The organism is Billgrantia gudaonensis (assembly GCF_900100195.1).
Taxonomy (GTDB): Bacteria; Pseudomonadota; Gammaproteobacteria; order Pseudomonadales; family Halomonadaceae; genus Halomonas; species Halomonas gudaonensis.
The window spans coordinates 46,716-71,411 of the sequence record NZ_FNES01000010.1 but is presented as its reverse complement, the minus strand read 5'-3'; the positions used below and the strand labels follow the sequence as shown (position 1 = coordinate 71,411).

Sequence of the window (24,696 nt, the reverse complement as noted above, 5' to 3'; positions counted from 1 at the left end):
GTCATGTTCACGACGCCCACGCCGGCGAGACCGGCGGGAGCGTGAATCGGGAAGCGGAAGGCCTCGAGGAGGCCGCCCAGGTCAGCTGCGGATCAGGTAATCGAAAGCGCCGAGCGCGGCCCGCGAGCCCTCGCCCATGGCGATGACGATCTGCTTGTAGGGCACGGTGGTCACGTCGCCGGCGGCGAAGATGCCCGGCACGCTGGTCATGCCGCGTTCATCGGTGACGATCTCGCCGCGCTCGGAGAGCTCGATGGGCGAGTTCTTCAGCCACTCGGTGTTGGGCACCAGGCCGATCTGCACGAAGACGCCTTCCAGCTCCAGGTGGCGCAGCTCGCCACTGGCCCGCTCTTCAAAGGTCAAGCCATTGACGCGGGTACCGTCGCCGTTCACCTCGGTGGTCCGAGCGCCTTTGATGATCTTCACGTTGGGCAGGCTGGCGAGCTTCTTCTGCAGCACGTCGTCGGCCCGAAGCTCGTCCATGAACTCGATCAAGGTCACCTCGGCCACCAGGCCGGCCAGGTCGATGGCCGCCTCGACGCCGGAGTTGCCGCCACCGATCACCGCCACGCGCTTGCCCTTGAACAGCGGGCCGTCGCAGTGCGGGCAGTAGGCCACGCCCTTGTTGCGGTACTCGGCCTCGCCGGGCACGTTCATCTCGCGCCAGCGGGCGCCGGTGGCCAACACCAGGGTGCGACTCTTCAGCGTGGCGCCGGACTCGAAGCGCACCTCGTGCTCGCCGCCCGGTTGGCTGGCCGGTACCAGCTCCACCGCACGCTGCAGGTTCATGATGTCGACCTCGTACTCCTTGACGTGCTCCTCCAGTGCCGCGGCCAGCTTGGGCCCCTCGGTGTGGGGCACGGAAACGAGATTCTCGATGGCCAGGGTGTCGAGCACCTGGCCACCGAACCGCTCGGCCACCACGCCGGTGCGAATGCCCTTGCGCGCCGCATAGACCGCCGCCGCGGCGCCAGCCGGACCGCCACCGATCATCAGGGTGTCGAAGGCCGGCTTCTCGCTGAGCTTGGCGGCCTCGCGCTCGGCGGCGCCGGTGTCCACCTTGGCAAGGATCTGCTCGAGGCTCATGCGGCCCTGATCGAAGGGCTCGCCGTTGAGGTAGACGCTGGGCACCGACATGATCTCGCGCTGCTCCACTTCAGCCTGGAAGAGCGCGCCATCGATGGCCACGTGGCGAATCCGCGGATTGAGGATCGCCATCAGGTTGAGTGCCTGCACCACGTCGGGGCAGTTCTGGCAGGAAAGCGAGAAGTAGGTCTCGAAATGCAGATCGGCATCCAGCGCCTTTATCTGCTCGATGACATCGTCGCTGGCCTTGGGCGGATGGCCGCCTACCTGCAGCAACGCCAGCACCAGCGAGGTGAATTCGTGGCCCATGGGAATGCCGGCGAAGGTCAAGCCGGTATCCTCGCCCGGGCGGTTGAGAGCGAACGACGGCGTGCGCGCATCGTCACCGTCGGTCTTGAGAGCGATCTTGTCACAGAGCTCGGTGATCTCGGTGAGCAGTTTGAAGAGCTCCTGCGACTTGTCGCCGTCATCGAGGGACGCGACGATCTCGAACGGCTGAGTGACCTTCTGCAGGTAAGCTTTGAGCTGTGCTTTCAGATTGTCGTCCAACATGACAGCGATCCTTCACATATGGCTAATATAAAAAGGCGCAACTGACCACAGGCTCACGGTTGCTATGCCGTGCGAAGCGAGTGACGCCGTGTCGAAAAACGCCCGGGCGCGATACGCCCGGGCGCGACTCCCTCGAGGTCAGGGGGATCCCTCGCGAGGGAGAGGGGCCAATCAGATCTTGCCGACCAGGTCCAGAGACGGGGACAGAGTCTCTTCGCCTTCTTCCCACTTGGCCGGGCAGACTTCGTTCGGGTTGGCACGCACGTACTGGGCGGCCTTGACCTTGCGCAGCAGCTCCTCGGCGTTGCGACCGATGTTGCCGGCGTTCAGTTCGACGATCTGGATCTTGCCGTCCGGGTCGACCACGAAGGTGCCACGCTCGGCAATGCCGTCTTCCTCGATCAGCACCTCGAAATTGCGCGAGATGGCGTGGGTCGGGTCGGCCAGCATCGGGTAGGTCAGCTTGCCGATGGTTTCGGAGCTGTCATGCCAGGCCTTGTGGGTGAAGTGGGTATCGGTGGAGACGCTGTAGATCTCGACGCCCAGCTTCTTGAATTCCTCGTAGTTGTCCTGCAGGTCACCCAGCTCGGTGGGGCAAACGAAGGTGAAGTCGGCCGGGTAGAAGAAGAAGATGCTCCACTGGCCCTTCAGGTTCTCCTCGGTCACTTCGACGAATTCGCCGTTGTAGTAGGCAGTGGCCTTGAACGGTTTGACTTCGGTGTTCAGCAGGGACATTCGATGCTGCTCCTTACGACTTTGGTATGAAGGTGTCGGAAATTCAAGCGCATGGTATCCCGTACGCTCTGATAGCGTAAATTGAATGGTGTCATCGGCTTGATAATTCAACCCTATGGACGACGATCGGGCATCAGCCGAGACGCACGGCCTCGCCCTGCCGGTCCAGCGCCAGGAACGCTTCGACGCTGCCCATCTTCAGCGATTCCACCATGCGTTCGAGCTGCGCCTCCACCTGTTCGTCGCTGGGCGCCTCATGGCCGTGTCCGGCCAAGGCCCCCACGAAGACGATGTCCCAGTCGACGCCGGTCCGGCGGGACTCGGTCAACAGCCCCGCCATGTCGCTGAGCTCCTCGGGCGCCTTGTCGACGCACAGCACTGGGGTCAGCACCCCGCCTTCGCCCCGCTCGAAGCGGCGTCGCTGTGCTTCGGTGGGGTGGTCGGGCAGTTCGGCACGGGTGAAAACGAACAGCAGGCGCTGCGGTTCGGGCTGGCGACGAGCCTCTTCGAGAAGGTCGCTGAAACGGGAAATGGCCAAGGTATCACTCCTGAAGTTCGACCGACCGTCACGCCAGCAATGGATGGCGTGACGAATTCACTGATCCGACGAGAGGGAAAGCGAGCGCGGTGCACGCGGCCATCACCCTGAGGGTGGCGGAAACCGCGCGAGTATCTCCTGCGTCCTACCCTGGCGCCGCACTTCGAGAGGCAGCAAGGTGCCGGGTGGCTGACGACGCACGTGACGGCTGACATCGGCCGGCCGGCTGACCGGCTCACCCGCCACTCGCAGGATGACGTCTCCTGCGACCAGCCCTGCCGCCTCGGCCACCGAGTCTTCGACGATGCGATGGATCTCGACGCCATCGTCGTGGGGCACCAGCGCGACGCCGAGCATTCGGTGTGACGCCCGTTCCGGCGTTTCGGCAATGGCGAACACCGCCTGGGCCAGCCCCTCGGGCGGTGTCTCGCAACCGCCTTCGCGGACCGGCCAGGGCAGCAGCGCTTGCTGAGTCTCGACGCCCAAGTCGCGGAGCTGGTGCGGCACGCCATGCCCGAAGCGCAAATGCCCCTCGCCCATCAACCCCACCACCAGAGCACCGTCGCGGCTAGCTTCTTCCAGACCCGTGGCCATGGCACGGTCCCAGGCGAGTTGGGCGGTGACGAAACGCGCCAAGCCGTCATCGCCGTCGCCTGCGGGATGCTGAGCGTAGAACCGGGCCAGGGTCTCGCGGTACTTTTCGTCCGGCGGTGCGGGTACGGTAATGCGATGCCGCTCATCCAGAGGAATGGCGCTCCAGGTTTCTTCCACCAGCCGACGGCGCAGCTCGGGCGTGATGTTGATCGCCTTGACGGGAATGCGGTGCAGGCGTGCGAAATGCAGAATCGGCCAGTAAAGGTCCGGATCGTAGCCCCAGGCGCTGTACCACTCGCTGCGGGCCAGGAACTCGGCCTCGTCGAGCTCGCCAGCCACCCAGGCATCCAGCGCCGGCTGGGCCTCGCGGGGCAGCATCTCCAGGCCGATCACCAGCTCGGAGCGGCGAGCCTGCAAAGCGGCCAGGGTATGCAACTGCCAGCGGTGGTGATCGGCGTTGTCGTGCTGCTCCCCGAGCATCACCACGTCCTGGCGTGCCAGTTCGTCGAACAATTCGGGCGCTGTCGGCCGACTGCCGTCGTCGAGCCGCTGCCATTCACCGGGCTCAGGGCAGACATCGGCCAGCACGGGAGCACTGGCCGCGAGACACAGCACCACCAGCCAGGCGGCGCGGGATACGAGAGACGACATGGAACCTCCGCGGGCGACTCACGCCGACGAGCCTACCACGCCACCCCTGGCGCCACTACTGGCCATCGAGGCTCAACGTCGCCTCGGGCGCCGCCGGCACGGACAGGCACGAGCTATTGTCCCCGGCACGCATTCCTGTCAGTTTGAAGGGGTTACGCTCTGAACGAGCATGTCTACGACAAGGCAGCGCGATGGAAGGGATCGTCAATGCAGGCCCGATGCAGCGCTGAGGAAGCCTTCCGTCAGCTCGCCGAAGGGTTGAGCGAACGGGGTGCCGCCGATTTTTTCGATGGTCTGGTGGCCAAGCTCGCCAGTCTGCTGGACGTCGATCATGTGCTGATCGCCCGGATTCACGGTGACGGTCAGGCGCATACCTTGTCGCTGTGGTCCCGGGGAGCCCACCGCACCAATCGGCGATACCCTCTGGCAGGTACCCCCTGTGCAACGGTGGTTGGACGATCGCCCTGCCTGTATCCCCATGACGTGCAGACCCGCTTTCCCGACGACCCCCTGCTGCAACAACTGGGAGCCGAGAGCTATCTCGGACTGCCGCTGTTCGCCGTGGACGGTACGCCCCTGGGCTTGCTGGCCGTGCTCAAGAACCGACCCATGACAACGGCGGGGCTGGACAACGAGATTCTGCGTCTCGCCGCCGCCCAGGCCGGAGCCGAACTCGACCGGCAGCAGGCCCAGTCCGCCCTGCAGGCCAGCGAAGGACACGCCCGAGAGAGCGAAAGGCGCCTCGATACCCTGCTCAATCACCTTCCCGGCATGGCCTATCGCTGCCTGAACGACCACGCCTGGACCATGACCATCCTCAGCCGCGGTGCCGAAACGCTGACCGGTTACCCCATCGAATCCCTGATCGACAATCGACACATCAGCTACGCCGAGCTCATTCATCCGGATGACCGGGAGCGGCTCTTCGAAGAGGTCCAGGCAGCGATCGCCAGACGCACGCCCTTTCGAATGACCTACCGGCTGCGCCGTGCCGATGGCAGCCTGCGCTGGATGTGGGAGCAGGGGCAGGCCGTGTTCAACGGGGATGGCGAGGTGACGTACCTGGAAGGTTTCATCACCGACGTCACCGAACAGCACGAAGCGCAGCGCGTCCAGGATGCCGTGATGCAGGTCGCCTCGACCATCACCCCACGCCTGGGCGACGATTACTTCCACCAGTTGATCCGCACCCTGGTCGAGATTCTCGGTGCGGATGCCGGCATCATCGCCCTGCTGGATGCGTCGTCCGAGGGCCAGGCGACCGCTCCCCGACAGCGCAGCACGTCCATGAGCACGGTCAGCGCAGTGATCGATGGCAGGCTGCTCGATGCCGACTCCTTCCCTCTCCCCGACTCGCCCTGCGCGCGAATTCTCGACGAGCGAGAGGCCATGGCGATGGAACACGCCGGCATACGCTTGCCCGGCAGCCCCGATCTGGTCCGCTCGTGGATCGGCCGCCGCCTGGACAATGCCCATGGCGAGCCGATCGGCGTGATCATGGTGCTGTACCGTCAGCCGCTGGACGCCAACGCTTTCGCCACCTCGGTTCTGCGCATCCTCTCCACGGGTGCGGCAGCCGAACTGGAACGCCGCCGCGATCACAGCCGCATGCATCAGCTGGCCTACATCGACGGCATCACCGGCCTGCCCAATCGCGTGCGCTTCATGGAGGAGCTGGCTCGCCTGCGTCAGGAGGCGGAGCAGGGCCAGTTTCCCCTCGGGCTGCTGCTGCTGGACATCCGCCGTTTCAAGGAAATCAACGACATTCACGGCCACCAGGTGGGCGATCAGTTGCTGGCTACGCTGGCCGGGCGGCTGCAACGTGCCGCGACGCGTCACGAGTCGTTGGCGCGCCTCTCCGGCGACGAATTCGCCCTGCTGGTACCCGATGCCGACGATGCCACGCTGGACGCCAGTCTGGCCCGCGTGCACGAGGCCATCGGCCATCCCGTTCCACTGGGTCGCCGCCGCTTCACCCTCGAAGTCAGCATCGGCATGGCTCGCTACCCGGACGACGCGACCACCACCGGTGACCTCTTCAAGTCGGCCAGCATCGCGCTCTACCACGCCAAGCAGAAGGACAGCGGCATATGCCCGTTCGACATCTCGATGACCCACGAGCTGAAGCGCCGCCAGCAGATGACCGAGCGGCTCAGCGACGCTCTGCAGCACCATCGCCTCACGCTGCATTTCCAGCCTCAGATCGACCTGCGGAACGGGCAGTTGGTGGGGGCCGAGGCCCTGTGCCGCTGGTACGAAGAGGAATGGGGCTGGGTGAGCCCCGGTGAATTCATCCCTCTGGCCGAGGAACGCGGACTGATTCGCGCCCTGGGCGACTGGGTTCTCACGGCCGCCGCGCGGCAACTGATGGAGTGGCAGCGCGCCGGCACCCCTCTGCCCGGGCGACTGTCAGTCAATGTCTCCGCGCAGCAGTTCACCGATCCGCAGTTGGCCAGTCACATCGCCTCCCTGGCCGAGGGAGTGCCCGCCTCGGCCATTGCCCTGGAGCTGACCGAAAGCGACTTCATGCGCGATCCCGAGCAGGCCGTCGCCATCACGCAAGCCCTGCGCAACGCCGGCTACGCCCTCGCCATCGACGACTTCGGCACCGGCTACTCCTCGCTCTCCTACCTGCGCCGCTTCGCGGCCGACGCCCTCAAGATCGACATCTCCTTCGTGCACGAGATGCTCGACAGCCATCACGCCCGCACCATCGTGGAAACCATCATCGCCATGGCGCAGGCCCTGGGCATGCAGACGGTGGCCGAAGGCGTGGAATGTCGTGAACAAGCCGTCGCCCTGGCCGAAATGGGCTGCGACCACGCCCAGGGATATCACTTCGACCGACCCCTGCCGGCCGATGCCTTCACCGCGGCCTGGGGCCATGCCATGCGGCCGAGGGCCCGTTGAACCCGCTCGGGAAATGACGACGGCTGGGCGCGAAGAGCAGGCCGCTATTCGGGATTCGGCGCGGCAGCAATGCCATAGGCGGCCATGAAATCGTTCAGCTCCATCGGGCGCGCGTAGCGGAAGCCTTGGACTTCGCCGATTCCCAGCCCGGCAAGCCACTCGGCCTGCTCATCGCTTTCGACCCCCTCAGCGACCACGGATAGCCCCAGTCGCTCGGCGAAGTACACCATGGCGGCGTAGGCCTCCTGGGCCTGGGCGCGCTCGCCCGCCGCAAGCAACAGGGAGCGATCCATCTTGACGGCCATGAAGGGTAGACGCTGCAGCAGCCGAAAGGCCGTATGGCCGGTGCCGAAATCATCCAGAGCCAGGCGCACCCCATGATCGCGCAGTGGCGCCATCACCCGCTCGATGGCGTCCAGGTCGCGAAAATCGGCATGCTCGGTGATCTCCAGCTCGACCATGGAGGGAGGCAGCGCCAGGGCCGAAAGACGCTCCGTCAGCCGGTCCTGGAACGCCGGCTCGGAAAGAGTGGCCAGATTGACGTTGATGGCCAGATGCGTGAGCCCGGGTAGTCGCTCACGGTGTCGTGCCAGCCAGTCCAGGCCACGAGTCATCACCCAATGGTCGAGGCGCGACGCCATGCCCAGGATCTCGACGACGGGCAGGAACTCGAGCGGGGCGATATCGCCCAGTTCCGGATGCCGCCAGCGCAACAGCACCTCGGCGCCGCTCAGCTCTCCCGTCAGCGGCGACACCTTGGGCTGAACCACCAGTCGCCATTGGGCATCGGGATGGTCGATCAGCGTTTCCAAGGCTTCCGACAACTGACGGAACCGCGTGGCCTCTTCGCGCTCCATGGGTTCCACGCGAATCACCGGCTGTCGCCACCCCTGCCGCTCCAGCCGAAACAAACCATCGTCCAGCGCGGCCCGGCACTGCGCAAAGTCGGCCTGCATGCCCGACAAGCGCAGCAGGCTGGCGTACCAGCTCACCCGATGGCCAGCCGGCGCCTGGGAGAGGCGAGCCATGCAACGGTCCACCATCACCTCGCCGCTCTCGCCCTGATCCGCCGAGAGAAAGCCAATCACGCCCAGGTCGGCATTCACGTAGAGCCTGCACTCCCTGGGCAGGCTCTCACGCAACGCAGGTAGTTGCTCGCGAAACAGCGCCTGGGCGCCCGGCAGGCCCACATGCTGGCGGTAATCGCGCAGGCCAGGCGACATCAGTGCGAACAGCCAGCCGTCACCCTCAGAACGCAGTTCGTCGAACTCGGCTTCCAGCAGCTGACGCGTGGGCAGGCCGGTGGCCGGATCGACGGCCAGGCGGTGATGCGCACGCCGGGCGCGACGCCGTGACACGACCAGCATGAGCAACAACAGCAGCAGAAGGCCCGTGAATGCCACACCACCCCAGGTCAGTTGCGACAGTCGGGTATCGGCACTGGCCATCACGCCTTCCACTTCGAGCCACTCCAGCTCCTCGCGAAGGTCGGCCGGCACCTGAGCATGGAAGCTGGCGTGCAGCATGCGACGACTGGCACGCACGTCCTGCACCGTCGGCAATTCCGAGAACGCCGGACTGACCAGCGTTTCCACCGCCAGTCGCGTCAAGCGACGGGTATCGAGAATGGCCCCGCCAGCGCAGCCGAGCCGTACCTGATACGGCAAATGGCAGAACACCCGCACGTCCCGGTCGGCCAGATCGTGGAGCCAGCGCCGCGCATCGGGACGCAAGTCGGCTGCGCCGGTGGTCTGCCCTTCCACCAGGTAAACGCGCGTCCTGGCAGGCAGTGCCGACAATGTCGATACCACGTCGGCGGGCGTCCAGTCCCACAGCACCTGCGCGAGATGGGCGCCTTCCGCCGCCTCCAGGCTGGCCAGGAATTCACGAGTCAGATGCTCGCCGCTGCCGGTGCTGTCTCCCAGCACCAGCAGCGGCAACGGCACGCCGAACAGCTCCTCGAGAAAGTCGAGCGACCGTTCGGCGACCGCCTGAGTGAGGATGAGCTTGACACCCCGCGCCATAGCGCGCTCGCGCAGGGAGGGTGCGTTGATGCCGATGGCGACGACGCGTTCGGGACCACCCAGCGCTTGGGCATGGTCCAGGTAAAAGCGCAGTGCAGCATCGTCGATCAGCAGCAAGCGGGACGCCGGCCGTACGGCCTCGCGCCCCGCCAGCCGTCGCCGATGGAGCTCGAAGGCGGCAGATTCATCGAGGCGCCGTGCGTCGAGATAGTCGACGTTGACCCCGCCTTGCCATTCCAGCCAATCGGCGGCTTCGGTGATACGGTCGACCAGTTCGTCCGACCAGGGGCTGCCACGATGATAGGAGGCCAGCACCTGAATGGCATCGCGCTCGGGCTGGCGCGCCTGTGCTGTCGTAGCCAACAGCATCAAAGCGACCATCAGCAGTGGTCCCAGACACCATCGCATGGCATCGAGGGCAGCCCGGCGGCGCAAGATCGTGGCATGCATCGCTGCATTCTCCCTGCCAGTGGCGTCACACGCCAGGACGGCATTCAACGTCCGTAGCCAAGTGCTCGCAGTGGATACGGGCTTTCACATCGCCTCCGCCACATGGCCAACCGCAGCGACGTACGACATGCTTTACACTATTGGCACCCTGCTGCTCCATTCAACGCCTAGCCAACAGGAGGCCTTCTCGGTGGCACACCGAACCCTGCAGGCGCGACTCGTACTGGCGGTCGTCATCCCGATCATCCTGGTGACGGCCAGCCTGTACCCCATCTTTCGCTCGCACCTGGCAGCCAAGCAGGATGGCGCTCAAGCCAGCGCCGAAGCCATGCTCGAGGCCGGTCATGAGTCGTTGCAGCGCGGCATGGGGGAGAGCGTCAGCCTTGTGCTGGCCACCGCCGAAACGCCCCTGTTACAGCATCACCTGACACCGCCCGAAGCAGCGGCTTCCCATGGCGACTTGGCTTCGGCTGGGCTCGCCGACGAGCGTCTCGAAGCACAGTTCGACACGCTGCTGCGTCACTATGCACGCTATACCAAAGTCGTGCTGATCGATACTCAGGGTCGCGAGCGCCTCCGCGTTACCCGTCACACCTCACCAGCCCGACCACCGCTGGCGGTCGATCACGCCGAGGCCGACTACTTCCGGGAGGCCATGAAGCTGTTCCCGCGCGATCTCTACGTCTCTCCGCCCGGTCGAGGCCGCCACTCTGGCCACACCGGCAAGGAGGTGGTCCCCGTCATCGATATCGCCACTCCCGTATTCGGTGCCGACGGACAGCGCCTGGGCGTGCTGCTGTTCAGCCTGGACTGGCACTACCTGACGGCCGGACTGCGACATTCACTGTCCATCGACACCAACGCCCAGCCCGTCATGATCGATGCCCAAGGGAACTGGCTGTTGAGCATGACGACCGAACCGCCATTCGACATCGACTACGGCGATCCGATCCCCACGGCATTTCGGGAGTCCCTTGCCACCGCCGAGCGCGGCCAGGCGGAGTTCGACGATCACCGCATACAGTTTCGAACCATCGACATTCGCAACCTGGAACACCGCGGCCTGGCCGGCATGACGCACAGCCTGTCGGACTACCATCCCTGGTGGCTGGGAGTGGCAATGCCCAAGCCCGACCTCGCCACGCTGCTCGCCGACGATATCGCGCCCCTGATGATCCTGACACTGCTCTATGGGCTTTCCGTGGCCTTCGGCATCTTCTGGGTACTCAGCAGCCACCGCCAGCTCAGACTCAAGTGGGAAGCGCAGCAACGTGCTCGCGAGGTTCGCGACCTCTACGAGAACGCCCCGTGCGGTTATCACTCGCTGGACAGCAGCGGCCGGGTGGTGAAGATGAACCATACGGAGCTCGAATGGCTCGGTTACCGCGCCGAAGAAGTGATCGGCAAGCGCCACTACCGCGACTTCGTCTCGCCCGCCACTCGCGCGGCGTTCGACGCCGGTTTTCGCAATGTCCTTGGACCCAGCCGGGAGGGCATGGCCGAGTGCGAACTGATTACGCGTTCCGGCCAGGCACTTCCCGTGGTCATACAGGGCACCGCCTACACCAACCGCCTCGGTTTCGTTCACTCGCGCGCCATGGTCTTCGACCTGACCGAGCGCAAACGGCTCGAGGAGACGCTGGCACGCCAGGCCATGACCGATCCGCTGACGGGGCTGGGCAACCGTCGCTATCTGGAGGATCAAGCCGCCAAGGAAATCGCGCGGGCACAGCGCAGCGGCGAGGCCCTCAGCCTGATCGCCGTGGATCTCGACCGCTTCAAACGCATCAACGACGAATACGGCCACGATGTGGGTGACCTGGTGCTGCAGACGTTCGCCGAAACCGCCAAGTCACGCCTGCGCGAGGGCGACGTGCTGTGCCGCATGGGCGGAGAGGAGTTTGCCATTCTACTACCAAGCACCGCCAAGGCTCAGGCCATGCGCGTGGCCGAGCGCCTGCGGCAGGCCATCGAAACCACCCCGGTGCCGGTTGGCCAGGATGTCTCCGAAGACGGGCTGCTGCACTACACCGCCTCGCTGGGCGTCACCCTGGTCATGGCACAGGAAACCAACCTGAAATCCGCCATCAAACGCGCCGATCGTGGCCTCTACGCCGCTAAGGAGAAGGGCCGGAACCAGGCCTGGTGGCAAGCCGTATGAGACGGAGACCTATCGCCGCATCGTGGGCTGACGCGTCCCAGCCTAGCCGGTGAGCTGCTGAGCCTTGCGATACAGCTGGCGCACCCGCGCCACCGCAGCGGCTTCGTATTCATCGAGCATCAGTGGATGTTCGTCACGACCGGCACGTCCGCTCTTCACCGCTTCCAGCACATCGGCGTAGCGCCTCAGCAGGTTCTTCAGGTTCATGCGAATCATCGTGCCTTCCAGCTCGAACTCGGTCTTGAACCCCTTCAACAGACGATGCACCTCTGGGTCGCTGGTCGTCTGCATGCGCACGGTCAGGACGTCGTAGACGAGTTCCTCGGTCGACTTGAGCTTGGGCACCAAATCGTAGAGCAACTCATGGGCGGTAATCTGAGCGGAGGTCGTGTCGGACTGATCCAAGGCAGGGTCTCTCGACGGCAGTGGATGGGACCCAGGCCGGTGCACCGGCCTGAACGAATCAGCGTGACATGCTAGCATGCCTTTCCACTTCCCCCATCACGCCGGCCCAACATGGAAGAACTCAGCCTTCGATGGCTCATCGGCCAGGGCGTCAGCCTGACGGCCCTGGCCCTGTGCGTCGTGGCCTTCGCCAGCAAGCGCGACGACCGCCTGTTCGTGCTGCTGCTGTTTGCCAACGTGGCCTTCGCCACCCAGTTCGCCCTGTTCGAAAGTTGGGTGGCGGCCGGCATCTCGGCGCTGATCGTTCTGCGTATCGCCCTGGCGCGCCGCTTCCACGCCAATCGCCGCCTCATGTACCTGATGCTGACCGCCACCGTGGCGATCGCCGTGCTGATGTGGAGCGGACCCCGAGACATCCCCGCCCTGGCCGCCGGCCTGCTCGGCACCTACGGCATGTTCATGCTGCGCGGCATCGCCATGCGCTTGGTGCTGGCTGCCGCCGCCTTCTGCTGGATCATCAGCAACGTCCTGGCCGGTTCCATCGGCGGCACCCTGGCAGAAACGCTGATCTTCGTGACCAACCTGATCACGATCCTTCGCTTGCGGCGCGATGCCAACGCCTTAGCCTAACTAGCGTCTGGTGCTCAACTCGACTGAATTCACGGAGTGTGAAAATGGGCCAAATGGCGCCTCTTCATCGGACAGTGCCTGAAGGTGGGCATCTTCGTCGGCAGTGCCAATCTTCACGGAGTTGAGCCAGGAGATAGTCGGCCTTGAGGTTAACAAGGACGAAAGATGCACCGTCCCGAATCTCCGCTCACAATGAGTTTATGAACCGACCCTGGCTGCTGCCGCTCTTGCTATGCCTCGCCTGGCAACGAAAGCGTTTGAAAGGCACCGTAAGCCCCTACCACCGTCTCCATTTGCGCGGTATGAGCCTGCACGAACGGGTCACCGGACAAGGTTTCATCGGGGTATTCGGTGATCAGCATCAGCGGCGTCATCTGTTCGGTGACTTCCGTCATCAGGTACGGAAAACCGTTCAACACCGGAAAGGACAGCGAGCCCGCATGGGTCTCAAACAGTGCAATCTGAGTGGCATTGAACTCAACCAGCCCAGGCACCTGGGCCAGCGACCGGGTAACGGCTTCGACCAGTTGTTTCGCCGCTGCCTCCCAGCCGGGCTGATGGCGCAAGATCAGGAAGAATCCCTTGGGAATCGTCCACATCTCAAAGCCACGGGGCACATACCCACTCAACGGCCGTGTCCACTCGTGAGCCGGATACCCATGCAGGTTGATGTGTAGCCTGGCACCACTGGCCGCCACCGCCTGTTCGCGAATGGCATGTTCGAAGGGTTGTCCTAGAGGCTGGCTCTGCAGGTCGTTACCGAAAGCCGTATAGCGCGCCGCATGGTGCATGTGGCGCGGCTGGATAGCCGCCAGTCGGCTCTGCAGCGCGTAGCCGTCGGGATTCTCCAGCGGCGAAATGACGAAATGGGCCTGCGGCCGCTGGCCAAGCTGCTGCGCGGCGCGTAACGCCCCCACCACGCCGGAGATTTCGTTGGCATGCTGGCCAGCACTGATCATCACGGCACGCTCGCCGCCGGCAAGATAACGCGCTTCCACGGTCCGCCCTGCCCGGGTGACGGTATGCATCGCCTGACCGCCAAGCTCGGCCAGCACCCGCTCGATCTGATCGACACCTATCGCCTGGTGAGCCGTATCCAGCGCGACTTCATCGCACGCCGGCCGAGAGGTATCCAAGGGCCGTACGCTTACCTGCAAATAGGGCATCTCGCCTTGGGTCGACACCTCCGGCACGATCTGCCCCGGCTGGATCGAGCGATCACCCAGCGCCAGGCCCGCGTGGCGCTGGAAATACTCCAGGGTGGAAAAATAGAGCTCTTCGTGCAGCGCCTCGGCGAGACTTATTCGCTCGTCGCCCCAGGCCAGACGGCGGTCAGCGCTCGGCCAATGTACCGTGAAGTTGAGTTCATCGAAGTAGGGCGCTGTCGCCTGCCACCGGGTCAAAGAGAGTGTCGCCATGGCGGCTTGAAACAGCGCCTCGTAGTCCGTCTCGATAACCGATTCGCTGATCTCCCCCAAGGGGGAAGTTAATCTCAACCAGCCACAGGGCGAGAATTGCGCCTCACCGACATGGTCCTGGTGGTGGCGATTGGGCGCTGCGATGATGTGCGCCTCCCGACTCCCCGAGGTGCGCTCGACCCGGACCCGGTAGTGGGCAGGTGTTCCCTCTACCCCTTCCCAGCATAGCATCACGCCTTGCGGAAGCATGGCCGCCAGCGGATAGGCTTCCAGAAGAAAGCGACGAGGGGATTGCTCCAGCAGCGGGTATTCGATCACCAGGGATTGCAGCGACTCCCAGGAAAACTCTTCCAGGAAGAAATGCACCAGAGGCTTGTAGGCACTGCGTATGCGAGCACCCACCCCGGCGACTTTGAAAGCGGCTTCCGTCGCTTGGCGTTCGGCCTCGTCATCGAAGACCCAGGCCTCCAGCTCATAGCCCTGATACGCCGGTGTGGCGTACTCCTCGATCAGGGCACGCGTGGTGCGCGGAAAGGAGCGCTCCAGTAACGTCTCGACCGGGGTGCTGTTGAATGGGCTCATAAGGAAGTGCGTCCAGTGGGATCCAGGGCATCGCGTAGCCAATCACCAAGCAGGTTCAGCCCCAGCACGGTCAACAGGATGGCCAGGCCGGGAAACACACTGACCCACCACGCCGTTTGCAGGTAGGTCCGCCCTTCGGCAAGCATGCCACCCCAGCTCGGGATCACCGGGTCCACACCGAGCCCCAGGAACGTCAGGCTGCTTTCTAGCAGGATGTTGTTAGCCACGTTGAGTGTCATCAGCACGATGACCGGGCCAATCAGGTTCGGCAACAGATGCTGGAACAAGATACGCATATCGTTCACCCCGATCGCCTTGGCCGACAAAATGAACTCGCGGTCACGCAGCGACAGCACCGATCCCCTGACCAAACGTGCATACTGCACCCACTGGGAAATGATCAGCAGGATGATCATGTTGGTCAGTCCGCCACCGATCACAGCGATAAACGTGATCGCCAGCAGAATGAAGGGCAGTGCAAGCTGCACATCGGCGAAACGCATCACGATGATATCCAGGAAACCGCCGTAGTAACCGGATACCAAGCCCATGATGATACCGATGACCACCGCGCCAAGCGCCGAGTAAACCCCCACCTTCAGTGAAATTTCACCGCCGATGATGACTCGAGCCAGGATGTCCCGGCCCAGCGGGTCGGTACCAAGGGGAAAGCCGGGTTCCACCAGCGGAGGCGTCAACCGGTACGCCAGATTCAGCTCCGCGCCGCCGCCGGGGAATAGCCAGCCCGAGAAGATCACCGCCAGGCCGATACCGCCGACTAGCAGCACACCGAGGATGAACTCCAGATTCTTGAAGCGTTGTAATTTGTCGGTCTTGATAGCTGCCGTCATGGTTATTCCTTGCGCACTCTAGGGTCGACCAGGCCATATGCGATATCAACGATAAGATTGATGGAGATGATCATTAACGAGAGCACGGTGATAACGCCCTGCAAAACCGGATAGTCCCGCGTCGACACGGCCTCGAAAGCCAGCGTGCCCAATCCCGGCCAATTGAACACCCGCTCGACGACGACGATACCACCCAGCAGCCCGCCGAATTGCAGACCAAAATAGGTAATCAACGGAATGGAACAATTACGCAGTGCATGCTTGTAGAGCACCACACTGTTGGAGAGCCCTTTCGCCCGCGCCACCATGATGTATTGCGAGCGCAAAGTATCCAGCATGGTGGTTCGCACCAGACGCACATTGGTGGCGGTTAAAATGATGCCCATCGTGGCGGCGGGCATGATGAAGCTGGCGAACCCTTCCATGCCACTGGGTGGCAATAGATTGAAGGTGATCGAGAGCAACAGCACCAGCATGATGGCCAGCCAGAAGTTGGGGAAGGAGAGCCCGATCAGGGAAAAGATCCGGATCATCTGGTCGGGCCAGCGCCCCCGCGATACCGCCGCCTTGATACCTAGAGGGATCGACACCACGATGGACACGAACAACGAGGCGAAAGCCAGAGCCAGGGTGGCAGGCAAGGCTCGGCCGATCAGGTCGCTCACCGGGGTTCCACCCATAAAGCTGCGGCCGAAGTCCCCCACCACTAGGCCACGCAGGAAATCAAGGTACTGCGCCAGGAAGGATTGATTCAATCCTAGGGATTCACGAATCCTGTCCAGATCCGCTTCCGTGATACTGCCCGCTCCCTGGGCCAGCATGACTGCCGGATCGCCGGTCAGACGGATCGCAAAGGACACTATCAGGGTGACTGCAATCACTACGAAGATGGCTTGCAATATTCGATATAACAGAAACTTTGCCACAATGACCCCTTGTCATTTGAGCCCGCATCGCCGTTGGTGTTGTCAGCCCGTGAGCTCGTCCCGGCCCCTTTCACAAGAGGCCGGAGTTCGCCATGGTCAGTCGGCGACATCCACTTCGGTCAGGCGGATACGGTTATCCGGGGCCGGATCGAAGTTCTTTACCCGGTCGCGAACGCCATAGAGCGCATTGATGCTGTAGAGGGGCATCTCCAAGGCACGATCCTGAGTATAACGCGCAATCTCCTGGAGCATTTCCTCGCGCTTGCCCTGGTCGGTAATGCTGCGCTGGGCTTCGAGCATCGCATCCAGCTCTGCATCGCTATCATAGGGATTCCAGCGCTCGCCGGTGTGATACATGAGATAGGCGGTGTTGTCGAAATCGAACGTCCAGCCGCCCCACTTCTGCTGGAACATCTCCCCGGTACGGCCCTCCGGGATAATGTCATTGAGCAGCACGTTGGTTTCGTAGGGCTGGATGGAAGCGGTAATGCCCACCCCCTGCAGGTAGGAAGCAACCACCTGGGCGACTTCGCCGAAGGTCGCATCATTGCCGCGCACATCGATCTGCACTGTGGCACCCGGCTCGACACCGGCTTCATCCAGTAGCTCGCGCGCGCGTTGCGGATCGAATGGCAGCGGCTCCATTTCAGGGTCGTTCCCAAACGATTGGGCACCCTGGAAGCTGGCGATCACTTCGCCCTCCCCGGCCAGGATGGAGTCGATGATGGCCTGGCGATCCACGGCCATGATCATGGCTTTGCGCACCCGTTCGTCAGCGGTAATACCGGATTGTGTGTCAAAGCGAAGGGCCTCTACGGTCGGCGACGGTACGCTGACGATACTAGCCTCGTCGTGGTTCTTGATCGTGTCGATCATGCCAATGGGAATGGTGGGAGGAATGACGATATCGACACGTCCCGCCTGCAACTCGGCCACAGCGGTGGAAGGCTCGGAAATGAACCGGTAGGTCACCTCGTCGAGCTTCGGCGCACCACCCCAGTGTTCGTCGAAGGCTTCCAGTTGCACATCCTCGCGGGGATTGTACTCCACCACCTTGAAGGGCCCGGTGCCTACTGGATGGGTATTGAAGTGGTCATCGCCATGCTCGGCCAGGTATTCCGGTGGCACGATCATCGCGCCATAGCCGGCCAGCTTGGTCAGCAATACCGGGTCGGGTTCACTGAGGTGAAAGTCGACCGTGTAGTCATCGATCACTTCCACGCTCTCGATAGCCGTGTAATTGGAACGCTGCGGGCCTTGGGCACCTTCATCGCCCAGCAGTCGCTCGAAAGTAAATTTCACTGCCTCGGCATTGAAGGCTTCGCCGTTATGGAAGGTGACACCTTCGCGCAGGGTGAAGCGGATACGGGTCCCGTCATCGAGTTCCTCCCACTCGGTGGCCAGACCGGGCACCAGTTCCAGGTCGGGCCCGCGATAGGTCAAACCATCGAAAATATTGGTGGCGACCGAAGCCCAGTTGACCAGGAAAGTATCGATGGGATCCCAGCTTCCCGGGTCCTGGGGGGAAGCGACGGTCAGCGATCCCGCTTGTGCGGAGACGGAAAAGGCAACGCTCAATGCCGCGCCCGCTACCATGCGACTAAGTACGGTTCTGGTTATTTTCATGGGGTAACACTCCTGTTTTTATGAAGCGAACCTTGCCAAAGAAGGTATAAGGTTCTTCAAGACACGAACTTCAACGCAGATAGTTGAAACAGTGTCGTCGTTGGAACACTCAGGACGCCAGGCACGCATCGCTTGCCGTTTCCCGGGCCACGAAGTGCCCGTCGGCCACCTCTACTAACGGCAGATGTTCCGGCTCGTCGCCCACCTTGCGGATGGGGCTGAGAATATCGCCTTGCAGCAACGTTCGCTCCTGGCGTTGACTCGGATCGGCCACCGGTACAGCGCTCAAGAGCCTGCGGGTGTAAGAGTGCCGGGGAGAATCGAAGACTGCTCGACGTTCGCCCAGCTCGACGATCTGGCCCAGGTGGAGTACCGCCACGCGGTGGCTCATTTTCTCGACCACCGCCATGTCATGGCTGATGAACAGATAGGCCAGCCCTTCGTCTTGCTGCAACTCCATCAACAGATGGATGATCTGCGCTTGGATAGAGACATCCAGAGCGGATAGCGCTTCATCGGCAATGATCAACTTGGGCTTGGAAGCCAGGGCGCGGGCGATGCATACACGTTGGCGCTGGCCGCCGGAAAACTCATGGGGGTAGCGCTCGGCCTGCTCGGCGCTGAGGCCGACACGCTCCAGCAATTGGTCGATACGCTGGCGTATCGCCTTGGCACCGTGCAACAGGCCATGGGTGCGAATGGGTTCGGCAATCGAAAAGCCGACGGTCTTGCGAGGATCCAGGGAGGCGAAGGGATCCTGAAAAATGTACTGCACCTCCTGACGCAGACGCATTTTTTCCGCTCGCGTCATATCGGCCACGGCCTTCCCGCCGAAACGTATCGTGCCGCTGGTGCTTTCCTGCAACTGCTGGATCGTGCGTCCAATGGTCGACTTGCCGGAGCCCGACTCCCCCACCAGAGCCAGGGTTTCGCCGGGAAAGATGGTGAAGTTGACGTTTTCCACCGCATGCACGCGATGACTGACGCCGCCGAAGAATCCCTTGCGGATTTCAAAACGCGTCACTAAGTTTTCGACCTCCACCACCGGGGCCTCATCGATTCTGGCGGTATCCTGCTGCCGGCTCTCGCCGAGTGTGTGCGCAACGTCACCCTCCAGCTCAACCAACGGGTCCATGCGGGGAAGGGATTCCCCCTGCATGCTACCGAGCTTGGGCACCGCTGCCAGCAGCGCTTGAGTGTAGGGATGACGAGGGCGAGCGAATATCTCTTCCACCGTGGCTTCCTCGACCTTCTCCCCCTGGCGCATGACCACCACCTGGTCGGCCATCTCGGCCACCACGCCCATATCGTGGGTAATGAAGATCACCGCCATCCCCAACTCCTGCTGCAGGTCGCGCATGATGGTGAGAATCTGCGCCTGGATGGTGACATCCAGCGCGGTAGTCGGCTCATCCGCCACCAGCACCTTGGGGCGGCAAGCCAATGCCATGGCGATCATCACCCGTTGGCGCATGCCACCGGACAGCTGGTGTGGATAGCGCTTCAACAACGCTTCGGCGTCGGCCAAGCGCACCAGCTTCAAGAGCTTCACTGCCTCGGCACGTGCCGAGACCCGGGTGTGCTTTTCATGCAGCACTAGCACTTCGGTAATCTGGTCACCGATAGTGTAGACCGGGTTCAGTGAAGTCATCGGTTCCTGGAAGATCATGGCGATATCCTTGCCACGTATCTTCCGCATCGCCTTATCGGAAAGCTGGGTAAGGTCTTGCGGACGAGCGCCCTGGGCATCGCTGTGAAACAGTATCGAGCCCTCGGTAATCTCGGCGTTCAGGTACTCCACCAGGCGCATGATGGCCAGGGACGTTATCGATTTTCCGGAACCGGACTCGCCAACGATCGCCGTCGTCTTTCCTGGATAAACATCGAAACTCAGGTTGTTGACCACCCGGCTGGAGCCAAAATTCACGCTCAAGGAGCGAACCGATAGCGATGGTGTCGTCGTCACAGGATGTCATGCCCCCTACTCTCGATTGACGTTTTTATAGCATCGGCGCGGGGCCGCTTTCCTCTTGTTTCGCTTTAACCGGTGCAGTTGATGGTGTATTTCATGAAATTTCGTTTTCGCAGCGGTTTCTTACCGTTGGTCAGCTAAAAATTATCAAGAAAAGTAAGATTAGACACCATTAGAAACCTTTGTCAATTGACGATCTTAACCGTACCGTGTCTCCCTCGATCCCAACGCCAGAAGCACTTCGTTGCGGGTCATCTCCTGGCGTCACGATCTTACGGAGTGAAGGAACGCTGCCATGTCATGCGTAGAAGCCGTCGTCGATGACCGAACCAATCATTGTTAGACATCCACAACGAAAAGGGCCTACGGCAATACCGTAGGCCCTTGAATCTGGCGCGCCCGGCAGGATTCGAACCTGCGACCCTCGGCTTCGGAGGCCGATACTCTATCCAACTGAGCTACGGGCGCTGACGCTGCTGCGAAGCGGCCCGTATCGTAACCGCCAGCAGCGGGCCTGTCCACCGCTGCGACGGCATGGCATCAGCCGCCCCGCAACATATCGCCGACCTTGTCGAGGATGTGCCGCCCGATGGGAATCGCCGAGGTAGCCGCAGGCGAAGGGGCATTGCAGACGTTGACCGTGCGTCGGGTATTGACGAACAGGAAATCGTCGACCATTCGCCCATCGCGGGAGACGGCCTGTGCGCGCACGCCAGCGGGCCAGGGCTGCAGATCGTCAAGGGTGAGGCTCGGGCAATATTTGCGCACCTCCTCGAGATAGCCGCTGCGATAGAGGGAGTTCTTCATTTCGTGCAGCCCCGGCTTCAGGTAACGGCTGAGAAGACGCAGCACGCCCGGGTCGGTGAACAACCGTGCCATATCGGGCAACGAGACGTCGCTCTTGCGGTAGCCTTCCCGCTTGAAGGCCAGCACGGCATTGGGGCCCACGGTCACCGACCCATCGATCATGCGCGTCAGGTGCACGCCGAGAAATGGCATCGAGGGATCGGGAATGGGATAGATCAGGTGGCGTACGATGTCGCTGTGACGATCGGCCAGCCGGTAGTACTCGCCGCGGAAGGGACAGATGGTGAAACCGGGGTCGCGCCCCAGCAGACGCACCACTCTATCGGCCATCAGCCCGGAACAGCTTACCAGGTAACGGCTGCTGAATTCGCCCTGGGAGGTCGTCACCAGCACTTCGCCGGTACGCTCGGCCAGGTCGGTCACCTCGTGAGAGTAGCGGACCTGTCCACCACGGCGTTCGAACTCCTCGGCCATGGCAGCCGCCACCCGCGCATAGTCGACGATACCGCTGGAAGGCACGTACAAGCCGGCCTGCCCCGTGATGTTGGGCTCACGCTCCTTCAGTGCCTCGGCGGAGAGCCACTCGCGCTCCAGGCCGTTGGCGGCAGTGCGCTCGTAGAGCGACTGCATGCGCTGGACTTCTTGTTCGCTAGTGGCAACGAGCAGCTTGCCGCAGACCTCGTAAGGGATGGCATGGCGATCGCAGAAATCACGGGTGGCGCGGTTGCCCTCGCGACAGAAGCGTGCCTTGAGACTGCCCGGCGCGTAGTAGACCCCGGCATGGATCACGCCGCTGTTATGGCCGCTCTGGTGGCGTGCCGGCCCCGCCTCTTTTTCCAGCAACAGCAGCTTCTTGTCAGGAAACCGCTCGGCCAGTTGCATGGCCGTGGAGAGACCGAGGATACCGCCGCCGATGATGATGATGTCGTACACGCGCGCCTCGTGCGTCTGTCGGTCGTTCGAAGAGTTGGCTTCAAGATAGCGGCTCAGCGGGTGCGGCGGCTAGTCGCGCCTGCGTTTTCATCCCAAAGGCTTGGGCGGTGTCGTTTTCCAGCGGTTTGCGATGTCGGTATACTAGGCCGCACTGTGCGCGTCGTGGCGTCCCGAAGCGTGTCACCGATATTGGATGTCGTCACGAGTCGATAACGATTACCGGACCGTCAAGAGGTGGTGAGAGTGAATTCCAGCAAGCTGATCATGGGGTGCCTGGCCGCCCTGGGCCTGTCCGCAGGCGCCGCAACCGTGCAGGCCGACGTGGACCGCGATGCCATTGCCGAACGCCTGAAACCGGTGGGCGAGCTTTGCCTGCAGGGCGAGGATTGCGGAACCCAGGCGGCCCAAGCCGACGCGAGCGGCAGCGGAGAGGGCGAAGGCAACGGGGGCGATATCGACGGCGCCAACATTTACAGCAGCGTGTGTGCCGCCTGTCATGACACCGGCGCCGCTGGCGCACCCACGCGCGGTAGCGAAGACGCCTGGGCCGAGCGCGTCGAGAAAGGCTTCGCGACGCTGCTGGACCACTCCCTCAACGGCTTCAACGCCATGCCGGCCCGTGGTGGCAACTCCAGCCTCTCCGATGCGGAAGTCGAGGCCGCCACCGCCTACCTGGTCGAACCGGTGATGGACGTGCCCGAGGCAGGCGGCGATGCTGCCAGTTCCGATGAGGAAGACGCCACCTCCGACGAGGAGGATGCGGCCGCCGATGAGGGACAGGCCGCCGCCGGCGAGGAGGACGCCGCCACCGATGAGGAAGAAGCCGCATCCAGCGAGGAGGACGCTGCCGCCGACGACGAAGAGGCTGCTTCCGAGGAAGGTGATGGTGGTGATGCCCCATCACATGCCGGCATCGACGGCGAGGCGATCTACAACCAGGTGTGCATGGCCTGTCACGAAACCGGTGCCGCCAACGCCCCGGTTCGCGGCAACGCCGATCAGTGGGCCGGCCGCCTGGAGAAGGGCATCGACACTCTCTATGACCACTCTATCAACGGCTTCAATGCCATGCCGGCCAAGGGCGGTAACGCCAGCCTCTCCGACGATGAGGTGAAGGCCGCTACCGACTACCTGGTCGAACCGGTGCAGTAAGGCCAAGGTTCAGGACGAGCACCACAGCAGCATGGGCAAGGGGCGCCATCCGGCGCCCCTTCACATTTCCGCACTCCCCGCAGCCCGCAGCCCGCAGCCCGCAGCCCGCAGCCCGCAGCCCGCAGCCCGCAGCCCGGATTATTCCAATGACGAGCGCCCTCTAGGCCATGATGTCCGAGGAGAAGATGATGGCAGAGACCCCGTTGGTGCCTTTCGCTCGACTTCCTGGATCCAGAGACGCAATCAGTGCCACCATCGTCACCACCACGGTGATTTTCGACGGCAATGTACCCGCACCTTACGGAATGCCGGCCTCCACGGCCTAGGTTGTGCCGGTCGCCAAGGTCGATGGCATCTATGATCTGCCAATGCGCTACTGGCCGAGAATGCAGACGAACGCTTGAGTCTATCGCTGAACCAGACCTCCATGAGCCGGAGGGCCAGTGGTATTTCTCACCACCAGCTCGGGAGGAACGACCTCACGAACCGGCGGGTGACGCTCGCCCGCCATGCGAGCCAGCAGCAGCTCGCTAGCCCGCTGACCAATCAAGTCCGTGCGCACTCTGACACTGGTCAGCGCGGGAGCGGAATAGGCCGCCGCGCCCATGTCATCGAAGCCGGTGACCGAGATATCTATCCCCGGGCGCAGCCCATGTCGGTAACAGGCCGCCAGCACGCCGAAAGCGATGATGTCGGAAAAACAGACAATGGCGGTCGGCGGCGTCGGCAACGCCAGCAGCCGTTCGAGCATGGCATCGCCGAAGGCCAGCGACGTCGGGCCGTGGTGGATCGTCTCGGTGGTGACAGGCAAGCCGGCGGCATCCATCCGCTGGCGGAAAGAGCGCTCGCGGTCCCGCGCCGTGGATGTATCACCGCCGCCCCCCAACCAGGCAAAGCGCCGATGCCCTGCTGCGTATAGATGATCGAACAGTAGACGGATACCCATCTCGTCGTCGTTGATGACGCGATCGAAGCCGGTATCGTCGACATCCCGTGAAATCAGCACCAGCGGAAAATCCCGCAGGTGCCGCACCTGGGGCCCGTCGAGATCCTCGCGGGTGGTCCCGGCGACAGGCACCAGGATCAGCCCGGCGGCGCCATGCTCGGCCATCTGGCGAATGAAGCGGGCCTGGATCGATGGCGTTTCATGGGCATGGCAGAACAGCATCATGCGGTCCGCCTCGCGAAAGCGTGCCTCCATGTGGCCGAGAAACTCGGTGAAGAAGGGATTGCTCAGGTCATTGAGGCATACCGCCACCGTACCGCTATCGCCTCGCCGCAGGCCCGCTGCATGGCGGTTGTAGACGTAACCCAGCGTTTCGGCCGCCTGCTGGATACGTTCCCGGGTCGCCCGGGAAATGCGCGGATCGTCGCGCAGGGCCAGCGAGACCGCGGAGACGGTCACCCCCACCCGGTCGGCGATGGTTTTCAGTGTCGGTCGATTTGCCATTCAGCGATATCCTGCTCTCACGAACGCCGGGCTAACATCGCTGCGCTTCGCCACGCCCCAGCCGCCCGGTCGGTATCGCCGAATCTTCTCATAGCGCTCTTTTCAGTGATATCGCGGGCCGGTTACCCCTTTGGCTCAACGACCAAAGTCGCATTGGTTCAATCGATTGAACTGTGTAGAAAACGAACCAGGAGGGCGGCCCGAAGCAGTTGTTTACGCCGCCTGGAAGGCTCACGCCACTGG

Annotated in this window: 17 protein-coding genes and 1 tRNA gene; 4 read left to right on the top strand and 14 right to left on the bottom strand. The window is 63.1% G+C overall.

From position 1 onward, the window contains the following. Positions 1–81: 81 nt before the first annotated feature. The 4 genes from ahpF to BLP96_RS12590 all read right to left on the bottom strand — a co-directional run bounded on the left by ahpF (position 82) and on the right by BLP96_RS12590 (position 4,156). The gene (ahpF, locus tag BLP96_RS12605) at positions 82–1,638 is read right to left on the bottom strand and encodes an alkyl hydroperoxide reductase subunit F (protein ID WP_089686704.1); all 1,557 of its coding nucleotides are present in this window, start codon (positions 1,636–1,638) and stop codon (positions 82–84) included. Positions 1,639–1,809: 171 nt separating this feature from the next. Beyond that, entirely contained in the window at positions 1,810–2,373 is a 564-nt protein-coding gene (ahpC, locus tag BLP96_RS12600) for an alkyl hydroperoxide reductase subunit C (protein WP_089686702.1), read from the bottom strand. A 133-nt stretch (positions 2,374–2,506) separates the two neighbouring features. Continuing rightward, positions 2,507–2,911 carry a ribonucleotide reductase subunit alpha gene (locus BLP96_RS12595; RefSeq protein ID WP_089686700.1) on the bottom strand — a complete coding sequence of 135 codons (405 nt, stop codon included), beginning with the start codon at positions 2,909–2,911 and terminating at the stop codon, positions 2,507–2,509. Positions 2,912–3,013: 102 nt separating this feature from the next. After that, positions 3,014–4,156, bottom strand: coding sequence for a ChaN family lipoprotein (locus BLP96_RS12590; protein ID WP_089686697.1), 1,143 nt, complete (start codon positions 4,154–4,156; stop codon positions 3,014–3,016). Between the two features lie 207 nt (positions 4,157–4,363). On the opposite strand from BLP96_RS12590, the gene BLP96_RS12585 reads away from it, so the two are divergent. After that, entirely contained in the window at positions 4,364–7,066 is a 2,703-nt protein-coding gene (locus tag BLP96_RS12585) for an EAL domain-containing protein (RefSeq protein ID WP_089686695.1), read from the top strand. Positions 7,067–7,110: 44 nt separating this feature from the next. Here the strand turns inward: BLP96_RS12585 and BLP96_RS12580 are convergent, their stop codons facing one another. Beyond that, entirely contained in the window at positions 7,111–9,540 is a 2,430-nt protein-coding gene (locus tag BLP96_RS12580; RefSeq protein ID WP_089686693.1) for an EAL domain-containing protein, read from the bottom strand. A 190-nt stretch (positions 9,541–9,730) separates the two neighbouring features. On the opposite strand from BLP96_RS12580, the gene BLP96_RS12575 reads away from it, so the two are divergent. After that, positions 9,731–11,701, top strand: coding sequence for a diguanylate cyclase (locus BLP96_RS12575; RefSeq protein WP_245682245.1), 1,971 nt, complete (start codon positions 9,731–9,733; stop codon positions 11,699–11,701). Between the two features lie 42 nt (positions 11,702–11,743). Here BLP96_RS12575 and BLP96_RS12570 read toward each other — a convergent pair whose 3' ends face one another. After that, on the bottom strand, positions 11,744–12,106 hold the full coding sequence (locus BLP96_RS12570) for a hypothetical protein (protein ID WP_089686690.1): 363 nt from the start codon (positions 12,104–12,106) through the stop codon (positions 11,744–11,746). Positions 12,107–12,217: 111 nt separating this feature from the next. On the opposite strand from BLP96_RS12570, the gene BLP96_RS12565 reads away from it, so the two are divergent. Then, positions 12,218–12,736, top strand: coding sequence for a YgjV family protein (locus BLP96_RS12565; protein WP_089686688.1), 519 nt, complete (start codon positions 12,218–12,220; stop codon positions 12,734–12,736). Between the two features lie 230 nt (positions 12,737–12,966). Here BLP96_RS12565 and BLP96_RS12560 read toward each other — a convergent pair whose 3' ends face one another. From BLP96_RS12560 to lhgO, 7 genes are all read right to left on the bottom strand, one after another. Continuing rightward, positions 12,967–14,736, bottom strand: coding sequence for a M14 family metallopeptidase (locus BLP96_RS12560; RefSeq protein WP_089686686.1), 1,770 nt, complete (start codon positions 14,734–14,736; stop codon positions 12,967–12,969). Further along, entirely contained in the window at positions 14,733–15,587 is an 855-nt protein-coding gene (locus tag BLP96_RS12555) for an ABC transporter permease (RefSeq protein ID WP_089686684.1), read from the bottom strand. Before BLP96_RS12555 ends, BLP96_RS12560 begins: the two co-directional genes overlap by 4 nt. 2 nt (positions 15,588–15,589) lie before the next feature. Then, a complete protein-coding gene (locus tag BLP96_RS12550) occupies positions 15,590–16,513 on the bottom strand; it encodes an ABC transporter permease (RefSeq protein WP_089686682.1) in 924 nt (307 codons plus the stop codon). Positions 16,514–16,609: 96 nt separating this feature from the next. Then, positions 16,610–18,109: an ABC transporter substrate-binding protein gene (locus BLP96_RS12545; RefSeq protein ID WP_422666821.1), complete on the bottom strand. Its 1,500-nt coding sequence runs from the start codon at positions 18,107–18,109 to the stop codon at positions 16,610–16,612. A 139-nt stretch (positions 18,110–18,248) separates the two neighbouring features. Beyond that, complete coding sequence (locus BLP96_RS12540) at positions 18,249–20,066, bottom strand: ABC transporter ATP-binding protein (protein WP_422666822.1); 1,818 nt, start codon at positions 20,064–20,066, stop codon at positions 18,249–18,251. Positions 20,067–20,502: 436 nt separating this feature from the next. After that, positions 20,503–20,579, bottom strand: a tRNA-Arg gene (locus BLP96_RS12535). Between the two features lie 72 nt (positions 20,580–20,651). After that, complete coding sequence (gene lhgO / locus BLP96_RS12530; RefSeq protein WP_089686676.1) at positions 20,652–21,851, bottom strand: L-2-hydroxyglutarate oxidase; 1,200 nt, start codon at positions 21,849–21,851, stop codon at positions 20,652–20,654. A gap of 243 nt (positions 21,852–22,094) precedes the next feature. Between lhgO and BLP96_RS12525 the strand changes: the two genes are divergently transcribed. Next, complete coding sequence (locus BLP96_RS12525) at positions 22,095–23,003, top strand: c-type cytochrome (protein WP_245682244.1); 909 nt, start codon at positions 22,095–22,097, stop codon at positions 23,001–23,003. A 406-nt stretch (positions 23,004–23,409) separates the two neighbouring features. Here the strand turns inward: BLP96_RS12525 and BLP96_RS12520 are convergent, their stop codons facing one another. After that, entirely contained in the window at positions 23,410–24,453 is a 1,044-nt protein-coding gene (locus BLP96_RS12520; RefSeq protein ID WP_089686674.1) for a LacI family DNA-binding transcriptional regulator, read from the bottom strand. Between the last annotated feature and the right edge of the window lie 243 nt (positions 24,454–24,696).